We start from the raw sequence: 20,703 nt of genomic DNA, 5'->3' as shown, positions 1-20,703 counted from the left end.
CTTATTTTCCTAGGTTATTGATACTTTTATCGGCATTGCCGCGTTCGCGTTCGATTTGCTTAACTAAACCTGCTGGAAGTTGATTTTTTTTCGTTAAGGCTTTGTCAAAGTGATTCACGGCATCACGCATTAATTGTGGATTTTTGTCCTTTTTAGCTTTTTCACGCAAAATCTGGGCTTTGAGATAATAAACTTCTGGATTATCGGAGGTAGCTTTTAAAGCTTTTTCGGCATAGTCAAGAGCCTTCGGATATTGTTTCATATCGCGATATGCGATCGCGATGCCTCTATCAACTAAATATGTGGGTGCAGCATTTTTCTCCAAACGCTGAATCGCTTGTGCGGGGTCTGCAAATGGTAAATTGACTGCTAACATTAAATCCATGTAACCCTTAATTAAGTTGAGTTCTGGGTCTTGTGGTGATACTGCCTCCGCTTTGTCAAGATATTCATAAACTTTCCGCAGCTTACTTAATGCTTGTGGCGCACCGTTAACTGTTCCCTGACGACTGAGAATAACTGCACCACCCAGAAATTCACCAACTGCTGCATATAAATTGCCACGCAGTTTATCAGTCTCCATTAATTTTTCAGCCGCTTTTAGGGTTTGTTGACTGTAGCTTTCGAGACCTGCAATATCTTTATTGGTGTACGCCAAAGAAGCTCTCATCGCATATAGTAGCGGCTCATTAGCTTCCGTGGTTAATGCTTGTTCTAACAAACTGTTAGCTGTTTGGTAATCGCCTTTGAGGAAAACAGCATTAAATACTGCTTCTGTATTGTTCCCAATATTACGCTGGTCTTTTGTACGGAAGGGGTCGGCAGCAAATACAGGGTTGAGTGCTGTCACCAATAAAATTGCTGCTGTAAATAATGTAGCAGGAAGTTTTTTTAACTTTATTGGCAAAAAGAATTTTGAATATGGGAACCTATGGGTCATGACTTGCCTCAGAACTATTACTGGTGTACGTGTTTTAGATATTACTTATAATTACAATGGTATTAATTAAATTTTAGATGATGATTTTAGACTGAATAATGATTTAGATACATCTGTAGATTGGTAGTAAATGCTGGGGCATGAGCTTCTCCCTTTGGGAATATCACTCTCAAGTAACCCATAATCTTTATACAGAATCCAAAATAGATTCAGCCTCATTCTGAGTTTTGATGACTCTAGTAATTTTTTCGAGTTCCCAGAGTTTTTATTGTTAAACTCAATCACCTGGAAATTGCCTAGTCATAATTCTCAGCCTCTTGTAATATCATGTGCGGCTAATCTCTGACAATTGAGATTTCTCCGCATCCCCGCGTCTCTGAGTCTCCGTGTCGCGCTTCATGATAAGTATGCAACCGGACATGATGTGACATGGGTATCCCAGCCCGTCGGAATATGCCACTTAATAGAAACATCAGATTGTCCAATCATAAGTTTGTCACAATGGAGATTAGGGAATAATAACTTTAAGCCTGATTGGTTAATCTTAGGTCTTTGTGTAATCAAAGAAACGTAGTTTCTTGATTTTTCTGGCTAATTTGAGATTTTCCGTGAAGAGACACTGGGTTTGTTCGGGTATTATTTCTGGCTTTCCCATGCTCCATGCTCAATAACCAAACATATTTCTTGAATTTTTCGGAACTATACATTTACCCGTCGTGTAGTTAATCAATAAGTTGCTGACTTTTTTGGTAATCTGAACAAATGCTCTATCTCAGAAATCTCACTTATCATCCAACCGCTTGCCCCAATCCAATTCTCAACTCCATTAATCTCGATTTGGAATCCCAAAAACTGGGTTTAATTATCGGACCAAGTGGTTCTGGTAAAAGCACGTTGCTGGAAATTTTATCGGGACTCGCAGAACCGACATCCGGATCAATTTTTTGGCGCGAACAGGAACTGATTGCGGAACAGGTACAGCAATTAGCTGGATTAGTATTTCAGTTTCCCGAAAGACATTTTTGTGGTGGGACAATTTTAGAAGAATTGCGCTTGGGACATCCCGAAATAGGTAGCGAGAGGGTAAAGGAAGCACTCAGCGAAGTCGGATTAGAGCATTTATCCCTATCAACACCACCACATGCATTAAGTGGAGGTCAACAAAGGCGTTTAGCTTTGGCAGTACAATTGATTCGCCAACCGCATATCTTATTATTGGATGAACCTACGGCTGGCTTGGATTGGTCAATGCGCCAGCAATTAGTCAACTTATTAGCCAAATTAAAACAGCATTGGACGCTTCTGGTGGTGACACATGATGCTGGAGATTTACTGGCTATAGCCGACCATTGTTGGAGTATTCAGCAGGGAGAACTAAAAATAATAGACCCTGTAGAACTGGAAGCAAAGATAAAAGAACCTCAACCAGCAGCTTAATTTCAAGCTAGACTAAACTTGCAAAATCCAATTGTATATTTTGGTGAGTTGACGATGCACACTTGGCACTGGCGTACTTGGCAAGGTTTACCTTATCTAACTTGTAGTTTGCTAGAATCTTTTCCCCATGGTTTTTTTACACAACAGTTTGTGGGTAAGCCACCACAGGAATTAACGAAGGTGTTACAACCACAAGCCTCTGGTTATCGTTTAAAACAGGTGCATGGCAATATTGTTTTGACACCTGAGGAAATCACCCATAAGTTGGCGACTGGTGGTGATGATGTTGACGGGGATGGTGATACTGCACTCGTACATGGTGATGGCATTGCTAGTAATATGTCGCAGCAGGCAGTTTGGGTCGCGAGTGCTGATTGTACACCTGCGTTGATTGCTGATGTGAACACTGGTGCGGTAGCGGCGGTACATGCAGGTTGGCGAGGTACAGCAAAAAAAATTGTCCCAGTCGCAATTTCGCGTTTGCTTGCCCAAGGTAGTAAGCTGGGAGATATTAGGGTAGCATTGGGTCCAGCTATTACTGGTGAAGTGTATCAAGTTTCAATTGAAACTGCGGCTGAAGTTGGTGACAGTATTTCTCCAGAAACTCATCCCCATAAAATTGTTACAAGTTTGGTGGAACAGGCAAATTCGCCGATTTTACCTGATCCCGAAGCTGGAAAAGCCCGGTTGGATGTGCGACGGGTGAATGTCATACAGATGGAAAATATGGGAATTGCCCCAGAACAAATTGCGATCGCACCCTATTGTACTTTCCAGACTCCCGAATATTTCTTTTCCTATCGTCGAGAAAGGGAGAAAAAAGTTCAATGGTCGGGAATTGTTAGTAAATAATTAAAAATTCCCAGCAATCAAATTTGAGTTAAGATTTGAGCGATCGCCTACAGTCAAGATTCAAATTAATTTCAAGTTAAATAATATACAATGCCCACAAACCCTGCTGTAACTAAGGGCACTGTTAAATTATCTGTTCCATGTGGTGAAACTGCTTCTACAAGCGTAGCCGCAGCAGCCGCGACAACAGCAGTCACAATTGCTATCCATGTTTCCCAAGTTAGAGAATTGGGACTGAAAATTGAAGTTGGTAGCAGAGTTAATACCAGAAAAATGACAACAACACTGGTGACAAACATCACTAACGAACCTTCCCAAGTTCTCGTACTCTCGGCAAATTGATACTTGTGTTTTCCGTAATTTTTACCAATTAATGCCGCTAATGCATCTCCCCAAGTCATCGCCATGACTCCAGCAGTCGCAATTGGCACTTGGTCTACTGACAGTGGTCGCCAAAATACTGCAAATAAAAGCGTGACTGAAATGGCAAAATAAATTGTTCCTGGGGAGCTACTGGAAGTGTCCATGGCGCTCACAAGTCGGTAACGATAGAACAGGTAATTGAGGAAGATAAAGGAAGCAAAAGGAATAATTCCGATTTCCCAGGAGTTAAATAGTGCTAAAACTCCAAAAATCCACATTCCCGCGCCGATATGTATGAATTTGCGTGTTAAATCTGGTTTAATCGCAAAAACTCTTCTTAGTGTTTCTCCTATAATTAGAAGTGCTGTGGCGTATGTATAAGAAATGACAAGACCCATATAGTCATTTGCTGTCATAACATTTGTATTTGTTGATTTTGTTGATTGGGAAATTTGAAAATTTGAAAATTTAAAAAATATATATTACATACCTGGAAAAGTTCAATGATTTCCATTAAATCGGTAAATCAATCCGTTTTAAATCCTCTAATACTTCCGCCGCAGATTGATAGCGATCGCTAAAATGATAGCAGACCATCTGATCAATAATTGCTGCCAGGGCATCACTAACTTTGGCAAAATTGCGCCATTCAACATTTCCCGTATCTTGGTTGATTGCCAGGGCATGGGGTGCTATTCCCGTTAATGCTTGAATTGCAATCATCCCCAAAGCATAAACATCACTGGATAAACGCGGATGCCCCACAAGTTGTTCGGGTGCTGCATAACCGCGTGTCCCAATGGCAACCGTGGCTAGTTCTGTTTTTTCGGTATTGGGTGGTTGCATGGTTTTGACTGCACCAAAATCAATCAATACCAATTTATTATCTTGGGAATTGCGAATAATATTTTCTGGTTTAATATCGCGGTGAATGACTCGATGTTCGTGGACAAATTTAAGTACCTGCAAGATACTTTTGAGCATTTCAATTACATATAGCTCATCTTTAACAGCGTTTGCAGATGATAATTCTTGATGTAAAGTTTTGCCTTTAACATATTCCTGCACCAAATAAAATTCTTGATTTTCTGTAAAAAATGCCAATAAATCGGGAATTTGAGGATGTTTACCCAAAATCAATAAAATCTCAGCTTCCGCATCAAATAACCTCCGGGCAACTTGCAGAAATCGAGCATCGCGACGTGCAGGCATTAATTGCTTGACAACACAAGTGGGATTGCCGGGGCGTTGTCTATCTTTTGCCAAATAGGTACAACCAAAGCCCCCGGAACCCAAAACACGACTAATCTCATATCTACCACTGAGGAGAAAATCACCCGTTTGACGTTGGGGCGTATCAATTACGGCATTAGTGGGTAGAGAAGTATTATCCCCAATATGGGTATTTTCCTTCAACAACGCACTTAATTGTGCGATCGCTTCCTGTTGTTTCTCAACTTGGAGGATAATTATTCTAGTTTCTATTTGGGTGCGGTAGGTTGAATATGCCATCACACCGACACCAGTCATTAATAAAGCCATTGCTGGAGGTGCTAAAGGTATCCAACCAGCTTGGAGAAAGATTAAATAACAGATTCCCAGCAATCCGCCTAAACTGGTTGTACCAACTAACAATAAAAATAGGGGATTGCGAACTCGCCAAGCTAATACTCCACCAAGAATTGCCCAAAGCCATATCCAACCAATTTCTTGCCAATCCTGCCAGTACCAAATTTGACGTTTGCCATCGAGAACTGTACTTAGTATTTGACTGACTGTCTGGGCGTGGATGAATATGGGGGCAGTACCAAAGGGTTGGTGAGCAAGGGCACTGTAGGGTGTAGAAACTCCCCTATCCATGCTTGTGGCTGTACTGCCAATAATGACTAATTTATCTTTAATTAAATTAGGATTAACTTTGTTATTTAAAATATCTGTAACGGATACTGCTTGAGCCAGGGAATTGGGGTGACGGTAATCAAGCATAATTTGATAACCATCAGCATCTGCATTGACGTAACTACCAGAATTTTTTTGCAGATTTGGTATTACTGTTTGACCTAATACCCACTTTTCATTGATAAAATTAGATTCTATATTTTGTTTTTGTAGGTATTCTAAAGCCAACAATGAGGCAAATGAATACTTGAAATGACACTTCTTATCATCCGAGTCTGCGAATAATAAACTACGACGAATAATGCGATCGCGATCTGGTGCTAAGTCATTAAAACCAATATTTTCAATGGTAAAATTTGGTGGTGGCGGGATTTCCGGGTCGTTCAAACTACTAAATCCACAAACACCAAAAATATTGCTGGGATTTTTTACCCCATCTCCAAGATTCTTTTGCTGGGGACGATAAATATTTAAACCAATCACACGAGGTTGGTATGACTCCAACTTTACCAACAATTTATTTACTGTCGCATCCGGTAACGGATATCCCTCACGTTGAATATCATCTTCCGTGACTGTGACTAGTAACAAGCGATTATCAGGAGTAGTGGCAGTACGAGAACGAATTAAATAGTCGTATGCAGCTAATTCCAGAGGTTGTAACCACTGCAAATAACGTATTCCTGCAATTAAGGCTGTCACACCCACACTCGTAATTAGTAACAGCGACAGCTTACCCTGAGGTTTCTGATGTTGCACATCTTGCACTGAAAAATCTGTCGGCTGTCTGTCGGCAACAACAACTTCACCATGACTGTCTTTGACATCCTGCTTGATATTCAAAAAGCGAATTTTTTTGAAAAGTCCAATCATGATGGTTTTGTGGAAACCCAAAGTGGTAGATGTTACAAGTGGCAGGATTAATCTAAATTACCCCAATTAATATAAATGTAGCAATTTCACAGGGCATCAAATCAGAAATTATGCCAAAGAAGTCAATCATTTGAGGGAAATCTAATTTCCGACTATCCATTCCAGAAACAAACCCAGACGACTATCTTGACTCGCTTTTGTATTCTGTTTCTCGATATTTGTGGAAATTCGCAATTTCCGAGTCACCGCATACCCCACTGAGAGACTAGTTAAACCTGCCTCTGATGAAGTGCCAGGAGCAATCCAACTTTGAGTCAGGGAAATATCTGCACCACCACCACGAGACAATACCAACAGCAACTTTGCACCTAAATTTACCCCACTAGTCGAATATTGCTCCACTTCCAAATGTCGATAGCCAATCACAGGTGCAATATTCACATAACTGCCTAAAGGACGCAAATAGTAATTAAAATTAACACCATAGGAATTATGATTACCACTAAAAGCTGTGTGATAATCACCACTGACTGTCAAGCGACTATTACCAATAAAAATATCTTCGACACCTAAATTTACACCACCCCCTTGCCCATTTGTCGAAATGTGCGAATAACCAAACCTCAAGCGGGTGGGAAAACTGGGATCATTTCTAATCTCATCTAAAATATTCGGTATTCGCCTCTGCCATCTTTGTAAAACTGGACTATTTTTAATTACTTCTGGACTCAAATCTAAATCTTCTGCCGCCGTAGATGGAGTTTGACACCAAGCTGGATTGAGAGTTAGACAAAAGCTGCTGATTAACCCCAATAATATCCATAATGGGGTCTGTGAAAGCTTTTTTAGAGATATAACTTTTACCCATAAATTGTCTACATACATAATTTATACTCAATACGCTTCATCCCAAGTTCGGCAAATTCTTGATCATTAATTTTTCTCCGTGTCTCCCTATCTAGTCATCCCCGCGTCTGTTTGATTGCTATTCTATAGGCGAACATAATATCTGGAGTTGCTCAGAAACGTATTTATTTATACATAAGGGCATTCCCACAAAAAAGTGGTTCCGCAGAAACGAAACCACTTAATTATTTAACCAATCACTGATGATTTAGCGAGCCATACCATGAGTAGGTGCGGCATCAATCGGTTTGAGGAAATACAGCTTTGTTATTTGCCAAGCATTAGAAAGGTAGTAAGGCAATTTTTGGAAAAATTGCACTGGCTTGGGCGTATTAGAACTAACAATTTCCGTTAATTTCTCGTTATTTTGGACGCAAATCTCCAAGCGTTGATAGAACTCAGGATGATCTACATTCAATTTTACAGGGAAGACACGACCCGCAGTTTCATTCGTCTTTTTAATGACTTCGTATTCAAACTCCCGTGTATTCAACCCCAAGGACTCATAGAACTTGGTACGTTGAATATCATTCAGATACATGGTTGCAAATACCGACAGCAGAAAGAAGCGACACCATAAACGTGCTTTCCAGTCGTTGAGGGTTTCAGGTTGTGCGCGCATGACTGCATCAAAAAAGTCACCGTGGCGGTTTTCATCCTGACACCAGTTTTCAAACCAACGGAAAATTGGATAAATGCGATCGCTGGGATTTGCTTCTAAATGACGGAAAATAGTAATGTAGCGCCAGTAACCGATTTTCTCAGAAAGATAAGTCGCGTAGAAAATAAATTTCGGTTTAAAGAATGTATAGCTACGACTCTTTGTCAAGAAGCCCAAATCAAGCGATAAATTAAAATCCGAGAGCGCCTTATTCAAAAAGCCAGCGTGACGTGCTTCATCCCGCGACATCAAGTTAAAGCCTTCAGCCAGTAGGGGGCTTTTATCTTTGAGACGACGACCAAGTTCTTTATATAGCAAAAATCCCGAAAATTCAGCAGTACAGGAACGTTCTAGAAATTCAACGAACAACTGACGAGTTTCCCCATCAATATGATCCCAGGATTGCTCAAATTGCTCATCCCGAACGAAGTGATGGCGATTATAGTCAGCGCGAAACTCTTCGACAATGGCTTTTACCTCATCTTCATTGATAGATAAATCCATCTTTGCCATTTCATCGAAGTCCGTGGTGTAAAACCGGGGTGTCAGCAAAGTTTCCTTCGCTGGGACTTTTGTCCCCGCACGCATTTCTTCAAAACCTGGTTTTTTTAGGGAATCTACCATGTCTAAATTGCTCTTGCTTTTCTTCTGAGTTTTCTACGTTGGAATGCACTACTGAGACATGAGACATGTTCTCATCGGCGCAAGCAACGACAATAATTGTTTAAGTATAAATCTCAGTCTACCAAGGCACGGCACAAAAAAAGGAGGGGAAAAACGTTAAGAGTTGCAACAAATCTTTTCGTAGCCGGAAAATCATCCAATTGGGTGATGAGGTTGGGGGAAGTGTATTGACTAAATACCCGACATACTTGATTGTGTAGCGACTAAAATGGAATTGTATATTTTGTAATTATTGCACCAGTTAGAAATCACGGTGATATCGGAAATTTAACATTCATTTAATATTATTTTGGAGACAAAACAAATGAATATTGAACAGCAGGAAGTTAGAGTCAAAGAACATCAAGACCGCTTGATGATATCTTACATCTTATCTGGGTGCTTTTTTATTGGTTTAGGTGGATTACACCGTATATATAATGGAAAAGTTGGCACTGGCGTTTTGTGGTTATTGACTGGCGGTTTATTTGGAATTGGACAATTTATTGATTTATTTTTAATTCCGGAAATGGTTACAGAACGGGAAATGCAATTACGTTTAAAAGCTGGATTATCGCCATTGGGAGTGCCTGAAAATCAAGTTGTTGTTGCCGAGCAATTATATAACTCACCAAAGGAAAACTTAATGGTAAGGTTAATTGGAGCCGCAGAAAATAATGCTGGTAGACTCACAGTTACTCAAGGCGTAAAGGCAACTGGAGCAAGCTTCCTAGAAGTTGAAAGTACATTAAAAGAGATGCTAAAATCGGGATATGTGTATATCAATAACGACCCCATTACTGGAGCCGTTACTTATCATTTCCATGAAATTGGTTAGTTGTTAATTGATTAGTAGTTAATGATGAATAGTTAATTATTAAAAGTTAGCGACAACGACTCAGTAATATTCAATCCCGAATCCCCATTAACTATTAACCAATCTATAATTAACCATTAACCAAACTCTAATTTCTTCCCAACCATTTTTGACCGTTCAAGCGGTAAACTAATCTCGATACCAACATGTCAAGGGTAACTTTGCGCTCGTCAATTAAAAATGATTCCAGTGTGCTGGGAACTTTACCTTCATTGCAAGAAAACGCCTTTTTCCCCTGAATATTTTCTTCAGGAAAATATAAGTTAAATTGACGATAACCGTTTTGCCAACTACCAATTACCTGCCAACATTCACCAAGCTGTACACCTCTGATGGGGATTTGCTGCTTTGCAAACGAGAGTGTTAAATCTCGCACCCCTTCGGATGCGATGGCTTTTTGTAAGGCGGGCACGTAATCTTGCTGCATAAAGTCCAGAAATGGCTTATCCTCCACAGTCGGAGCCTTTTCTTTCTTGGCGACTGCGGGTTTTCCTTCTGCTGCTTTCTTTGCTGCTGGCTTGGCTGCATTGGCACTATTATCTGCGTTTGCAGTTGCCATATCGGTTGTTTCGGGTGAGTCAGTACCGGGAACCTTATCCCCCGCTTGATTTTGATTATTTTCTTCTGCCATAGCTAAAGTAAATCCTTTGTTTTGCTAATAAGCGTGAACCTGCTGCAAAACGCAACACAAGCACTCACCTTAAGGTTATTGATTCACTTTCATTTTGACACAGTCGCGCTGAAGCTATTGGTTGTAATGGCTAAAATTGATAAATTAACCCACTCAGGGAAAACATTTAAGAATTGACAATTCCTAAAAGTTAATAACCACTTAGTGGGTAATTACAAAAATCAAACTGACAATGACAATAGTTAAATAATAGTATTTTGTCGCGATCGCTAACAAGAAACGATGAACAACTAATAACTCATCAATCCATCAACCGCCGGCAACCGCAGGTACAATGCTGACTTCATCACCATCTTTAAGAGGTGTTGATGTTCCATCTAAAAAGCGAATATCTTCGCTATTAACATAGAAATTTAAAAAACGTCTTGGTTGTCCACTTTCATCACAAAGACGTTCTTTAATACCGGGACAAGCTTGTTCTAGGGAGTTTAAAAGTTCGGAAATACTATTACCCGAACATTCAAGGGTAGCTTGATTATTGGTGAATTTTTGGAGAGCGGTTGGAACTAAAACTTTTACTGCCATACTTTTAGAGAGTTTATATTTGAGATTTTGAATTTTAGACTGAATCTAAACTCCAAAATTAACTTAGTGCTTGCGATGATTCTGATTTTAGATTTTGAGGATTCCCAGGTACATGGATTTAATTACTTACCCTTCACAAATTACAAATTCTGTAGGGTATTTGCGATCGCCCAACGCACAATACATACATAATACACATGCATTACATATATTTAATGGGTGACTTGCCAACAATACCCTACAGTTAAAGCTTGATTGTTGATCTAATCCACATCCCGAAATCTCAGTCAAAATGCAAACCTTTTAGTTATTTGAGATTTTAAACTTTGAGATTTGCAACTTTGAGATTATGAACTCAATCCCAAATCTAAAACCTAAAATCCAAAATTATACAAGCACCTGTTGCCATTCAAGACGGTCTAAAGTACGAGAACGTTCAAGTGCTTGTTCAAAGCTATCAAGTTTCGCTTCAATAGTGAAGGGTTCACCAATATAACCTTGAACTGCTTCTTGAGTTTTCAAACCATTACCCGTGATGTAGACAACGGTTTTCTCATCAGGGTCAATTTTACCAGCTTCAACCAGTTTCTTTAAGACAGCAACGGTTGTACCACCTGCTGTTTCCGTAAAGATACCTTCAGTTTCAGCTAGCAACTTGATGCCTTCAATGATTTCCGCGTCGGTTACAGATTCAATATTACCGTTAGTTTTGTTGGCAATTTCAACTGCATACACACCATCTGCGGGATTCCCAATCGCAATTGATTTCGCAATTGTATTTGGTTTTACGGGTTTGATAAAGTCACGTTTTTCTCTAAATGCTTCGGCGATAGGAGAACAACCTTCAGCCTGCGCTCCACTAAATCTAACTGGCTTCCCTTCCACCAAACCAGCTTCCACAAACTCATTAAATCCTTTGTAAATTTTAGTAAATAAGGAGCCGGAAGCCAAAGGTGCAACAATATGGTCAGGTAATTCCCATCCTAATTGCTCGGCAACTTCATAACCCAGTGTCTTGGAACCTTCTGAGTAATAGGGACGTAAATTAATATTGACAAATCCCCAGCCATGTGTGTTGGCAACTTCCGAGCATAAACGGTTGACTTGGTCGTAGTTACCTTGAACTGCCATTAAGGTGGGACTGTAAATTAAGCTACCTAGAACTTTGCCTGCTTCCAAATCGGCAGGGATAAATACACAGCAGTCTAAACCAGCATAAGCAGCGATCGCGGCTGTTGAGTTGGCTAAATTTCCGGTGCTAGCACAGGATACAGTTGTAAAGCCTAATTCCCTGGCGCGGCTCAATGCGACTGATACCACCCGATCTTTGAAGCTGAGGGTGGGCATGTTGACGGCATCATTTTTAATATAAAGATTTTTTAAACCTAGGCGACGAGCCAAACGTTGAGATTTAACCAACGGACTCATCCCCGTACCAACATCAATATAGTTATCTGTAGCTACAGGCAAAAACTGACGGTAGCGCCAAATTGAATTTGGTCCCGCTTGGATACTCTCGCGGGTAACGCTCAGGCGACTGAAATCATATTTGACTTCCAAAGGACCAAAACACAACTCACATACATGCTTTGCTTCTAATTCGTACTCGGCTCCGCATTCTTTACACTTTAAAGCGGTAAAGGTCGCGTTTGCTGTTTGGGTTTGTTTGGCGATCGCCTGGGTCATTGTTTTTGCCTTCCCTGTACTTCCGTCGAATGTGAAACGATGCTACCACGGGTAAAAATACTCGTCAAACATACCCGACTTTTTTTGTCGGGATTAGTTAGTCAACCACTAAACCCTTGTGTAGTCAGGGATTGAGATTTGATATGACATCAATTTGCTGTTGATCAAAGAAAAATCATGTAACTTTCGCAAAAAAAATCTCCAAATTTTTTAGTTGCCACAGCTTTTTCAGTAGTATTCGTAAATTTGGCACAATTACAAAATACGTGTCGTCTAAGATACTGCATGCTTTAGTGTCTAAGTCAAGATGGATTTTGGATAATTAACGGTATCTCCAGCCTAGGAATTCTCAGATACGGGTTCTACCGGAGGTGCATACTGAGAATTAACAGTTAAGCTAAATAAACTATTTGACAGGTGGGGACTGTAAATATATCTATTCAGTCAACAGAAAAAATCAAAATAATCAGTGGTGTAATCTCTCCGCAAATACAAAAATCAAACTGAGTTAGCAGCAGCAAAGTGAGGGTATGGGAATATGAAGTACCAAAGAGATTTGAGAGCAAAGGAGAAAGGGAGAGAATACCTTCTGTTATTTCGCGTCAAAAACAAATCCCAGTTAACAATACTAGTAATACACCTTTTGTTTTCCTTCTCCTTACCAATAGGAGCAGCCACAGCACAAACCCAAAAGCCTTTAAAAATAACAGTCAATAGCAACCAAGATGAAATCAAAGCAAATGAACAGCTAACACTACGAGAAGCGATCGCACTTACTAACAATACCCTAACCCTAGATCAACTTACACCTAGTGAAAAAGCGCAAATTCAGCCAACAAGCGGAAATTCACGGATAGAATTTAACCTGGCGGCGGGACAAACTACCATCCAACTCACCGATGTTTTGCCAGCAATAACATCCCCTGGAGTCGTGATTGATGGTACAACCCAACCCGGATACGACACCGCACAACCCGCCAATGCTCAAGCATATGTTCCGGCATTACCAACTCGCCCAGTTGTTGCCATTACACCTGCCGATGGCAAAGAAGTATTTCGGGGATTATCTGTAGTTGCAGATAACATCACCATTCGCGGATTAAGTCTATATGGCTTTACCTCAAAACATCAAACCACAGCCAGTCTCCCCCCGGCTGATATTTTCATTGCCTCCAGCGACAGCAAAAACCACACCAATCCACCCAAAAATGTAGTTATTGAAAACAACTGGTTAGGTATTACCCCCGATGAAAAAATGCCAGAAACCACTTCCGCCTTTGGGGTATCAGTATTTAACGCGATTGACACAGTAATTAAAAATAATCGTATTTCCTACCACGACGGCAGTGGAATCATTACAGGATTTCGTGCCGAAGGAATGCAGGTACTAGAAAATATTATTATTGCTAACGGTTTAGCAGGAATGCCTGATGCAATGAGATTAGAAGGTAAAATTGCGCGATCGCAAATTCGTGCTAACTTACTATGTGCAAATGATGGTAGTGGGATATTTCTCTTTAAACCCGAAGGTGCGATCGAAATTACAGATAACAATATCAGATATAACGGACGACGCTTGCGACGCGCCGCAGTGTACCTGATGGGCAGTAACCATAAAGTCACAGATAATCAAATCAGCCATCAAGCTGGTGCTGGTGTCACCGTCACTGCATTTCCCCCCACTGGTTCATTTAATCAAGGCACATCAATTCGTAACCTGATTGAAAATAACCGTTTTGCCAAATTAGAAGGATTGAGCATCGACTTAAATACACGCGGACATGTTGGGGTTCAAGATTTCCAAACAGGTGATGGCAAAAATCCTCCCAGAACCTCCGCAAATCGTCGCTTAGATACGGGAAATGGGGCAATTAATGCACCTGAATTTCTCGCCAAAGAATTTTTAAATATTAATGGTAAAACTCGCATTGATGGCACTGCGGAACCAGGTTCACAAATCCAAATTTATCAAGTTAGAGAAGGAGCTTTACATCAAGTCATCGCTGCCGCCAAAGCAGATGAGAAAGGTAAATTTGCGGCGACATTAGAAGAACTGCAACCAGGGGAAATAATTAGCGCGATCGCAACCCATCCTGAATATGGTACCTCTGAACCGGCATATTCGGCTGTGGTGATGTCAACAAACCCGGAAACAATGGCTCAAGTTCGCCAAAACTTAGAGTTCAAAAAACCATCGGCTGAAATTCCCAACTGTACAACACCCAAACCACCAACACCAACTCCGGCTCCAGAGCCACCAGTTGAGCCAATTCCTGAACCTCCCACACCACCAGAACCCATCCGTTTACGGGTTCCCAATAATATCCACTATGCCCTAGATAAAGATTTTATCAGTGGGGCGAGTAGCAAAGTGCTAGATAAAATTGTGGCGGTATTACAGCAATATCCGACAATTGTCATTGAACTCCAGGGACACACCGATGCGCGTGCTAGCGATGCCTATAACAAAGACTTAGCATTCCGACGTGCGAGAAATGCCAGAAATTATCTAATTAAAAAAGGTATTGCACCAGAGAGAATGACAATTCGTTCCTTTGGAGAAAGAAAATTAAAAACACCTGGAAGAAATAGAGTCGAACATGCTTACAACCGTCGTGTCGAAGTCATGTTCTTTGATATTCGCGGTATTGAGATTATTTTGGAAACCCAAGATGAAGATTTGCAAATAGAAAAATAAATGAAAAATAAATGAAAAATAAATATTTATAGCGGAGACGTAGCAATGCTATGTCTCTGAAAACCAATAATCGACTCAATTCAAAAACCAGAATCAAAATTGCAAAAAATCCGTCAAATGGATTATCGACCCAATGATATCCCAGAGAGGATAATTTATGCGATCGCTTTTTATGCGTCCGATTAATTTATTACTGTTTGCCAGCCTTGGTTTCTCTTTACTAGGCAATTCAGTTGCTCAAGCTCAATACAGAGGTGACAATGATGTAGTTGTGCCTACCACATCTAATGGTGGTTCCACTGATTCCACAATATCCTCTGGCAACAGATATCCATCTGGAGGTTCTACGGCTGATAGCAATGCCCGCTTCTTTTGCCAGCAACAAAATGGTCAATATACCGTGATGTACCAACCCCAAAGTCAGCTTGGTAAAGGTTTTGCTTGGGCGAACCCCCGCAGCATGGGTGGTGGTTGGGATATGGCTCGTCGTTGTAATGCGATCGCTCAACGTTTAGAATTGTACCGTCGCGATGGTTTGTTAGAATTGCAGACTGGGATTGAAAACGGACAAAATGTTGTTTGCGTCACCACCGAAGCTAATCCAGCTTGCCGTATTGTCTTCACTGTTCCCCCAGAAAAAGACCCCTACGTCGTCCGTAACAGCGTGTTCCAAAACCTGGCATCTGCCGATAATGGCGAACAAACCTATGGTGTCAACACATATACCAGCCGTACTGGAGGTGGTAATACAGTTGAACAAATATACAATACCGTCACAGGTAGAAATAATCGCTCCTCTGCAAAATCACCCATTAGCCTCAAGCCCTTTTTAGATAAAGCTGATAGAGGTACTGGCACTCAACTCAAAAATGGAGTCAGTATTAACCGTCAGCCAGCAAAAAATCAAGCTGGTGTTCGTCTCAACCCCGGTAAATTCCGTTAATTTGAATTGCGATCGCCAAAACGGCATGGAATAGCTTGACGCACATGAACCTATTAAAAGTGCGTCTTTTTATATTTTTCAAAGTGTTAAGAAATAACTTCTGAATTTATCTATGCAGATGATGGGTTGAGGTGGGTATTCTCCAATATTTTGTATGCGGAAATACAGAATAATCATAAAAACAAAATAAAGAAATCACAGTTTTGAAGAAATATAGATATACTGTGAATAATAGTAATACCATATACAGAAACTAATTAAATTAGTCGAATAGTAGGATTTTTGAGTACAAGTTTTTGTAAAGAAATATTTATCAAAAAAACACTTCAAAACTTTACAAATCAAGGATTTAAGTTGAGTGCAAAAATACTTAATCCCTCCCCCCAAAATATCCAGTACCTCTATCTAAAAAAATCTCACCCCTCTACCCCCAATAAAGTTAGAGATATCTGTTAAATCTAGCTTTCAGGGGTTGAGTACATTATTAATCAGTTCAATAAGTTCAATCAACATCGATGATTGCATCTGCTTAGGGGCTGTCTGATATAAGCATAAAACTAGCACATCGCTTATATTATCCAGGCAAGACCGATGCAGCAGTCTTCTTTGCACAACAGAAATCTAAATCTCGGCAAAAAATCGGATAGCGCCAAAAAAACTTTTCTACAAAATTTGCTTTCTGGTCTGAATTTTTGGTCAAATATTGAGTCAATCCTTGAGCCAGTTAAAAGTGATTTTCGTATCATTTTTGAGCGCGATCCAGCTGCACGTAGTTGGCTGGAAGTAATGCTTTGCTATCCAGGTTTGCACGCACTTTGTTTTCACCGTGTCGCCCACTACTTATATATCCGTGAAGTTGCTTTGATTCCCCGTCTGATTTCCCATGTGGGACGCTTTTTGACAGGGATTGAGATTCATCCAGGGGCACAAATTGGCAAAGGTGTATTTATCGATCATGGGATGGGAGTTGTGATTGGTGAAACGGCGATAGTTGGCGACTACACGCTGATTTACCAAGGCGTAACTCTTGGTGGAACAGGAAAAGAAACAGGTAAACGTCATCCCACGATAGGTAAAAACGTTGTCGTTGGCGCTGGTGCCAAGGTTTTAGGAAATATTCAAGTAGGCGATCGCGTGCGGATTGGCGCTCATAGTGTAGTCTTGCGCGATGTCCTTCCAGATAATACCGTTGTTGGCATTCCCGGTCGTAATATCCCCCATAATCCCCAATGCAGCCTTCTACCACTAGAACACGCTAAATTACCAGATGTTGACGGGGAAATAATTCGTTCTTTGCTGTTGCGGATTGAAACTTTAGAAAAGCAAGTCCAAACTTTTACCTATTCTCGAAGCCAAAACAGCGAAATCATCAAAAGTATGAATCAACAAGTTGTCAACAAGGAGCGTTGAGAATGTTACCACCTGCCAATTCCGAGTTAGTAGACGCTCAGGTAATCAATATTCCTTTAGCAGAGCGTTGGAGAATTTTTCACCGTCTACAAGAGTTGATGATTCCTTGTTGCTGTCCTACGGATGGTTCCCTACATGTACAGATAAGCAACCTACAGACGGCTATTTTAGTTCGTAGTATTCTCATGCAATTTTTTGCTAGTCGTGAAGAATTAATTCATTGGCTAGAACAATGTTGGCAGCTTTAAGTAGTGAGAAATTAGGGATTAGGTGTGAGTAATAACCTATGGGAAAGTTGATGCCTATATAAGTCAACACTCAGCACTCAAAGCCAATAAACTTGACGAGAAGACTTACAAATACAGCACTCAGTATTTAGTTGTTTGACAACAACTTAGAGGAGCTTAATTAAATATGATTATTTATGGCAGTGATACCAGATTAATCAATTTTTTACAGAGTGAGATTGAACTATCAACTGCTGCTATCTCTGTAGCATTAAAGCATCCAGAATTACAAAATGCTCCTTTCCCAATGCTACTTTGGCAATATGGTTTAGTAGATATAGAGCAGTTAGATAGGATTTTTGACTGGCTCGAAGGGCAAGTATAAAAACTATGATTAAATGTTAATTTTGCCAGTAGAATAATTGGTGCTATCTTGATATTTTGTTTGATTAAATTTAGGAGATAATACTATGATTGTGTTAACAGCAGGCTTAAGTCTATTAGTTGTTTCTAGTGCTATCAACTCTTACATTAGCTACATTTTATTCCGCAATAATTCGGCACCTAACGCTAAAAATGATTCATGAATTATTTACTTTATGGTTGGATGGTATACAGATAATTTATGGTGGCTAGGCAAAAGTGATATAAGGAAATAATGTTTAAGGGCAATGACATTATCAGAAATCAGGGTTCAGGAGTTAGCATCAGTAGTAACTTTACTTTTATTAATGAATGAAAAGTCATTTTATTTACTTACTAACTAAGCATATATTATCGGTAAAAATTTCTCAATTCTGTAAATTACTTCTCCCTGAGAAGATGATGAAGGCTGGATTCTTAATTCTCAATTTTTAATTCTGAATTCTGAATTCTGAGTTTTTATTCATAGCAGTAACAAGTAGCAAATTTAGCAACTAATCAAGGCATCTAAAAGGAGATAGAGAAAATTCCTCAGGGGTATTTTTGAAATGAACCAAATCCAAATTAATGACACTACTCTGCGTGATGGTGAACAAGCGGCTGGCGTTGCGTTTAATCTGCAAGAAAAAGTTGCGATCGCCAAATTTCTGGATGCGATAGGTATTCGCGAACTCGAAGTCGGAATTCCAGCGATGGGTGAGGAGGAGACAAGAGCAATTGCGGCGATTTCTGACTCTGGTTTATCAGCTAAACTACTAGGCTGGAATCGTGCTGTTATTTCCGACATCAAAGCGTCTATTGCTTGCGGAATGAAGCGGGTGCATATTTCCATACCGGTTTCGGGAATTCAAATAGCTGCTAAATTTCATGGACAATGGCGTGTCACTCTCCAACAACTGAGGGATAGTATCAGCTTTGCAGTCGATAAGGGACTCTGGGTTGCTGTCGGTGGTGAAGACTCCTCTAGAGCGGATGAATGCTTCCTCCAAGATGTAGCATTATACGCACAAGAATGGGGCGCTTGCAGATTTCGCTTCTGCGATACGGTAGGAATACTAGACCCTTTCACCACTTATACGAGAGTGAAACGACTTGTTGCTGGATTACAAATACCTGTGGAAATGCACACCCACAACGACTTTGGTTTAGCAACTGCAAATGCCCTCGCTGGTTTGAAAGCTGGGGCAACATCAGTGAATACCACCGTGAATGGATTGGGAGAACGTGCTGGAAACGCAGCCCTAGAAGAAGTCGTCATGTCGCTCAAACACCTGCATGGCATTGATTTGGAGATTGATACAACCCGACTATTGGAACTTTCTCGACTAGTTGCAGCTGCTTCTGGTTGTAATGTCCCGCCTTGGAAAGCAATTGTGGGTGAAAATACCTTTGCTCATGAGTCTGGTATTCACGCTCACGGTGTACTGCAAAACCCTAATACCTATGAACCTTTTGCGCCGGAAGAAGTAGGTTGGGAGAGACGTTTGGTAGTTGGTAAGCATTCTGGAAGACATTTACTCATCAGCTTGCTACAACAATACGGAATTGTCTTAAACCGTGAAGAAAGTCAGTCAGTGCTAGATGCAGTCAGACAAGAATCAATTCAGAAAAAGCGCAATTTAACTACTCAAGAACTATTAAATTTGGTACTGGAACAGAGGTATTCCCATGCAACAATCAGATGAAATAGAACTATTTTCGCCACCAGAATTTGAGATTGGTGATAAGGTTCGCACTCGTAAGCTACTGAAAAATGATGGAACTTTCCCAGGACAAGAAATTGGGACAGTTTTGGCAAAAAAAGGAGAAATTGGCTACGTCGTTAGCATCGGTACATTTCTCCAAAGTTCTTATATTTATGCAGTTCATTTTTTACAATCAGGATTCATTGTTGGCTGCAAAAAGAAAGAATTGGAATTAATAGAAAAAAATCCAGATAAAGAGGAAGACAGATGAAGGTAATGTTACGTAAAAGTGCGAGCGGTCAGTTAACTGTATATGTTCCCAAAAAAGACCTTGAGGAAGAAGTTGTTAAGGAAACTGATTCACCCACAGGTAAAATTTTTACTTTAGCTAATGGTTGGGAATTAGAATTTTCCAATTTAGCCGAGCCTTTAAAATTACCTCAAACCTGCGAAGCAAGAAGACTTGCTTAAATATAATTAATAGGAAATGGTTAATGATTAGTAGTTAGAAGTTAGTATTTAATGGTTAATAAATAATCATTAATTTACAAAACAAAAACTAATCATTAATAACTCTACCATTACTCAATTATTTGTGCATTGCTTGCTATAACAGAATCAATTTCAGCTTTTGCCTGAACTGATGCTGCAACTAATATCCCCGAATTATGTCGGGATTCGGGGATATGAATCATACTTTTTGACAAATTTTTGACAAATAAATACAACCGAATTACATCAATTCCAGTTACGTCAGATTTATCTAAAAATTTAAGATATAACTGATGTAGACAGAAAAATTTATATTACCAGCTTTCGTTTGAGTCACAATATGACTAATACTAATCATTTACTAATCATTTACTAACCAAGAAGCTGGTTAATTTAACTAAATAAAACATCTGAATAGAGCGTAGTATCCTCTGCTTGATTAGTTTGGATTG

At 40.0% G+C, this 20,703-nt stretch carries 19 protein-coding genes; 11 read left to right on the top strand and 8 right to left on the bottom strand.

Annotated elements, in window-relative coordinates; translation table 11 throughout:
- Position 1: 1 nt before the first annotated feature.
- Entirely contained in the window at positions 2–940 is a 939-nt protein-coding gene (locus VB733_RS01530) for a Sll0314/Alr1548 family TPR repeat-containing protein (RefSeq protein WP_323338347.1), read from the bottom strand.
- A 762-nt stretch (positions 941–1,702) separates the two neighbouring features.
- On the opposite strand from VB733_RS01530, the gene VB733_RS01525 reads away from it, so the two are divergent.
- Both VB733_RS01525 and pgeF read left to right on the top strand, forming a co-directional pair.
- Positions 1,703–2,377, top strand: coding sequence for an energy-coupling factor ABC transporter ATP-binding protein (locus tag VB733_RS01525; protein WP_323338346.1), 675 nt, complete (start codon positions 1,703–1,705; stop codon positions 2,375–2,377).
- A 54-nt stretch (positions 2,378–2,431) separates the two neighbouring features.
- Entirely contained in the window at positions 2,432–3,229 is a 798-nt protein-coding gene (gene pgeF, locus VB733_RS01520; RefSeq protein ID WP_323338345.1) for a peptidoglycan editing factor PgeF, read from the top strand.
- A 71-nt stretch (positions 3,230–3,300) separates the two neighbouring features.
- Here the strand turns inward: pgeF and VB733_RS01515 are convergent, their stop codons facing one another.
- From VB733_RS01515 to acsF, 4 genes are all read right to left on the bottom strand, one after another.
- The gene (locus VB733_RS01515; RefSeq protein ID WP_323338344.1) at positions 3,301–4,008 is read right to left on the bottom strand and encodes a phosphatidate cytidylyltransferase; all 708 of its coding nucleotides are present in this window, start codon (positions 4,006–4,008) and stop codon (positions 3,301–3,303) included.
- A gap of 97 nt (positions 4,009–4,105) precedes the next feature.
- Positions 4,106–6,364 (bottom strand): CHASE2 domain-containing serine/threonine-protein kinase, encoded by a 2,259-nt coding sequence (locus tag VB733_RS01510; RefSeq protein WP_323338343.1) that lies wholly within the window; start codon positions 6,362–6,364, stop codon positions 4,106–4,108.
- Positions 6,365–6,505: 141 nt separating this feature from the next.
- Positions 6,506–7,249: a hypothetical protein gene (locus tag VB733_RS01505; protein WP_323338342.1), complete on the bottom strand. Its 744-nt coding sequence runs from the start codon at positions 7,247–7,249 to the stop codon at positions 6,506–6,508.
- Positions 7,250–7,478: 229 nt separating this feature from the next.
- A complete protein-coding gene (acsF, locus tag VB733_RS01500; RefSeq protein ID WP_323338341.1) occupies positions 7,479–8,555 on the bottom strand; it encodes a magnesium-protoporphyrin IX monomethyl ester (oxidative) cyclase in 1,077 nt (358 codons plus the stop codon).
- A 364-nt stretch (positions 8,556–8,919) separates the two neighbouring features.
- Between acsF and VB733_RS01495 the strand changes: the two genes are divergently transcribed.
- On the top strand, positions 8,920–9,432 hold the full coding sequence (locus VB733_RS01495) for a TM2 domain-containing protein (protein WP_323338340.1): 513 nt from the start codon (positions 8,920–8,922) through the stop codon (positions 9,430–9,432).
- 127 nt (positions 9,433–9,559) lie between these two features.
- Here the strand turns inward: VB733_RS01495 and VB733_RS01490 are convergent, their stop codons facing one another.
- The 3 genes from VB733_RS01490 to thrC all read right to left on the bottom strand — a co-directional run bounded on the left by VB733_RS01490 (position 9,560) and on the right by thrC (position 12,373).
- A complete protein-coding gene (locus tag VB733_RS01490; protein ID WP_323338339.1) occupies positions 9,560–10,102 on the bottom strand; it encodes a DUF2996 domain-containing protein in 543 nt (180 codons plus the stop codon).
- Positions 10,103–10,411: 309 nt separating this feature from the next.
- Positions 10,412–10,687 carry a MoaD/ThiS family protein gene (locus tag VB733_RS01485; protein WP_323338338.1) on the bottom strand — a complete coding sequence of 92 codons (276 nt, stop codon included), beginning with the start codon at positions 10,685–10,687 and terminating at the stop codon, positions 10,412–10,414.
- A gap of 387 nt (positions 10,688–11,074) precedes the next feature.
- Complete coding sequence (gene thrC, locus VB733_RS01480) at positions 11,075–12,373, bottom strand: threonine synthase (protein ID WP_323338337.1); 1,299 nt, start codon at positions 12,371–12,373, stop codon at positions 11,075–11,077.
- Positions 12,374–12,911: 538 nt separating this feature from the next.
- Between thrC and VB733_RS01475 the strand changes: the two genes are divergently transcribed.
- The 8 genes from VB733_RS01475 to nifT all read left to right on the top strand — a co-directional run bounded on the left by VB733_RS01475 (position 12,912) and on the right by nifT (position 20,230).
- Positions 12,912–15,071, top strand: a complete 2,160-nt coding sequence (locus VB733_RS01475; RefSeq protein ID WP_323338336.1) for an OmpA family protein — start codon at positions 12,912–12,914, stop codon at positions 15,069–15,071.
- 157 nt (positions 15,072–15,228) lie between these two features.
- Positions 15,229–16,014, top strand: coding sequence for a COP23 domain-containing protein (locus VB733_RS01470; RefSeq protein ID WP_323338335.1), 786 nt, complete (start codon positions 15,229–15,231; stop codon positions 16,012–16,014).
- Between the two features lie 591 nt (positions 16,015–16,605).
- A complete protein-coding gene (gene cysE, locus VB733_RS01465) occupies positions 16,606–17,424 on the top strand; it encodes a serine O-acetyltransferase (protein WP_323338334.1) in 819 nt (272 codons plus the stop codon).
- 2 nt (positions 17,425–17,426) lie between these two features.
- On the top strand, positions 17,427–17,672 hold the full coding sequence (locus VB733_RS01460; protein ID WP_323338333.1) for an Asr1405/Asl0597 family protein: 246 nt from the start codon (positions 17,427–17,429) through the stop codon (positions 17,670–17,672).
- Between the two features lie 166 nt (positions 17,673–17,838).
- On the top strand, positions 17,839–18,036 hold the full coding sequence (locus tag VB733_RS01455) for a DUF2949 domain-containing protein (RefSeq protein WP_323338332.1): 198 nt from the start codon (positions 17,839–17,841) through the stop codon (positions 18,034–18,036).
- Positions 18,037–18,622: 586 nt separating this feature from the next.
- Positions 18,623–19,759 (top strand): homocitrate synthase, encoded by a 1,137-nt coding sequence (gene nifV, locus VB733_RS01450; protein ID WP_323338331.1) that lies wholly within the window; start codon positions 18,623–18,625, stop codon positions 19,757–19,759.
- Positions 19,743–20,030 (top strand): nitrogen fixation protein NifZ, encoded by a 288-nt coding sequence (locus VB733_RS01445; RefSeq protein ID WP_323338330.1) that lies wholly within the window; start codon positions 19,743–19,745, stop codon positions 20,028–20,030. Before nifV ends, VB733_RS01445 begins: the two co-directional genes overlap by 17 nt.
- A complete protein-coding gene (nifT, locus tag VB733_RS01440; protein ID WP_323338329.1) occupies positions 20,027–20,230 on the top strand; it encodes a putative nitrogen fixation protein NifT in 204 nt (67 codons plus the stop codon). The genes VB733_RS01445 and nifT overlap by 4 nt, the downstream gene beginning before the upstream one ends.
- Positions 20,231–20,703: the final 473 nt, after the last annotated feature.

The sequence above is a fragment of the Calothrix sp. UHCC 0171 genome, from assembly GCF_034931845.1.
Classification (GTDB): domain Bacteria; phylum Cyanobacteriota; class Cyanobacteriia; order Cyanobacteriales; family Nostocaceae; genus Brunnivagina.
This window is presented reverse-complemented; position numbering and strand designations above follow the sequence as displayed.

Coding starts and splice junctions, on each gene's coding strand:
- acsF (WP_323338341.1), bottom strand. CDS start 8,555: ATGGTAGATTCCCTAAAAAAACCAGGTTTTGAAGAAATGCGTGCGGGG.
- nifT (WP_323338329.1), top strand. CDS start 20,027: ATGAAGGTAATGTTACGTAAAAGTGCGAGCGGTCAGTTAACTGTATAT.
- VB733_RS01525 (WP_323338346.1), top strand. CDS start 1,703: ATGCTCTATCTCAGAAATCTCACTTATCATCCAACCGCTTGCCCCAAT.
- VB733_RS01510 (WP_323338343.1), bottom strand. CDS start 6,364: ATGATTGGACTTTTCAAAAAAATTCGCTTTTTGAATATCAAGCAGGAT.
- nifV (WP_323338331.1), top strand. CDS start 18,623: ATGAACCAAATCCAAATTAATGACACTACTCTGCGTGATGGTGAACAA.
- VB733_RS01485 (WP_323338338.1), bottom strand. CDS start 10,687: ATGGCAGTAAAAGTTTTAGTTCCAACCGCTCTCCAAAAATTCACCAAT.
- VB733_RS01515 (WP_323338344.1), bottom strand. CDS start 4,008: ATGACAGCAAATGACTATATGGGTCTTGTCATTTCTTATACATACGCC.
- VB733_RS01505 (WP_323338342.1), bottom strand. CDS start 7,249: ATGTATGTAGACAATTTATGGGTAAAAGTTATATCTCTAAAAAAGCTT.
- VB733_RS01455 (WP_323338332.1), top strand. CDS start 17,839: ATGATTATTTATGGCAGTGATACCAGATTAATCAATTTTTTACAGAGT.
- cysE (WP_323338334.1), top strand. CDS start 16,606: ATGCAGCAGTCTTCTTTGCACAACAGAAATCTAAATCTCGGCAAAAAA.
- VB733_RS01460 (WP_323338333.1), top strand. CDS start 17,427: ATGTTACCACCTGCCAATTCCGAGTTAGTAGACGCTCAGGTAATCAAT.
- VB733_RS01470 (WP_323338335.1), top strand. CDS start 15,229: ATGCGATCGCTTTTTATGCGTCCGATTAATTTATTACTGTTTGCCAGC.
- VB733_RS01475 (WP_323338336.1), top strand. CDS start 12,912: ATGAAGTACCAAAGAGATTTGAGAGCAAAGGAGAAAGGGAGAGAATAC.
- VB733_RS01490 (WP_323338339.1), bottom strand. CDS start 10,102: ATGGCAGAAGAAAATAATCAAAATCAAGCGGGGGATAAGGTTCCCGGT.
- pgeF (WP_323338345.1), top strand. CDS start 2,432: ATGCACACTTGGCACTGGCGTACTTGGCAAGGTTTACCTTATCTAACT.
- VB733_RS01530 (WP_323338347.1), bottom strand. CDS start 940: ATGACCCATAGGTTCCCATATTCAAAATTCTTTTTGCCAATAAAGTTA.
- VB733_RS01445 (WP_323338330.1), top strand. CDS start 19,743: ATGCAACAATCAGATGAAATAGAACTATTTTCGCCACCAGAATTTGAG.
- thrC (WP_323338337.1), bottom strand. CDS start 12,373: ATGACCCAGGCGATCGCCAAACAAACCCAAACAGCAAACGCGACCTTT.
- VB733_RS01495 (WP_323338340.1), top strand. CDS start 8,920: ATGAATATTGAACAGCAGGAAGTTAGAGTCAAAGAACATCAAGACCGC.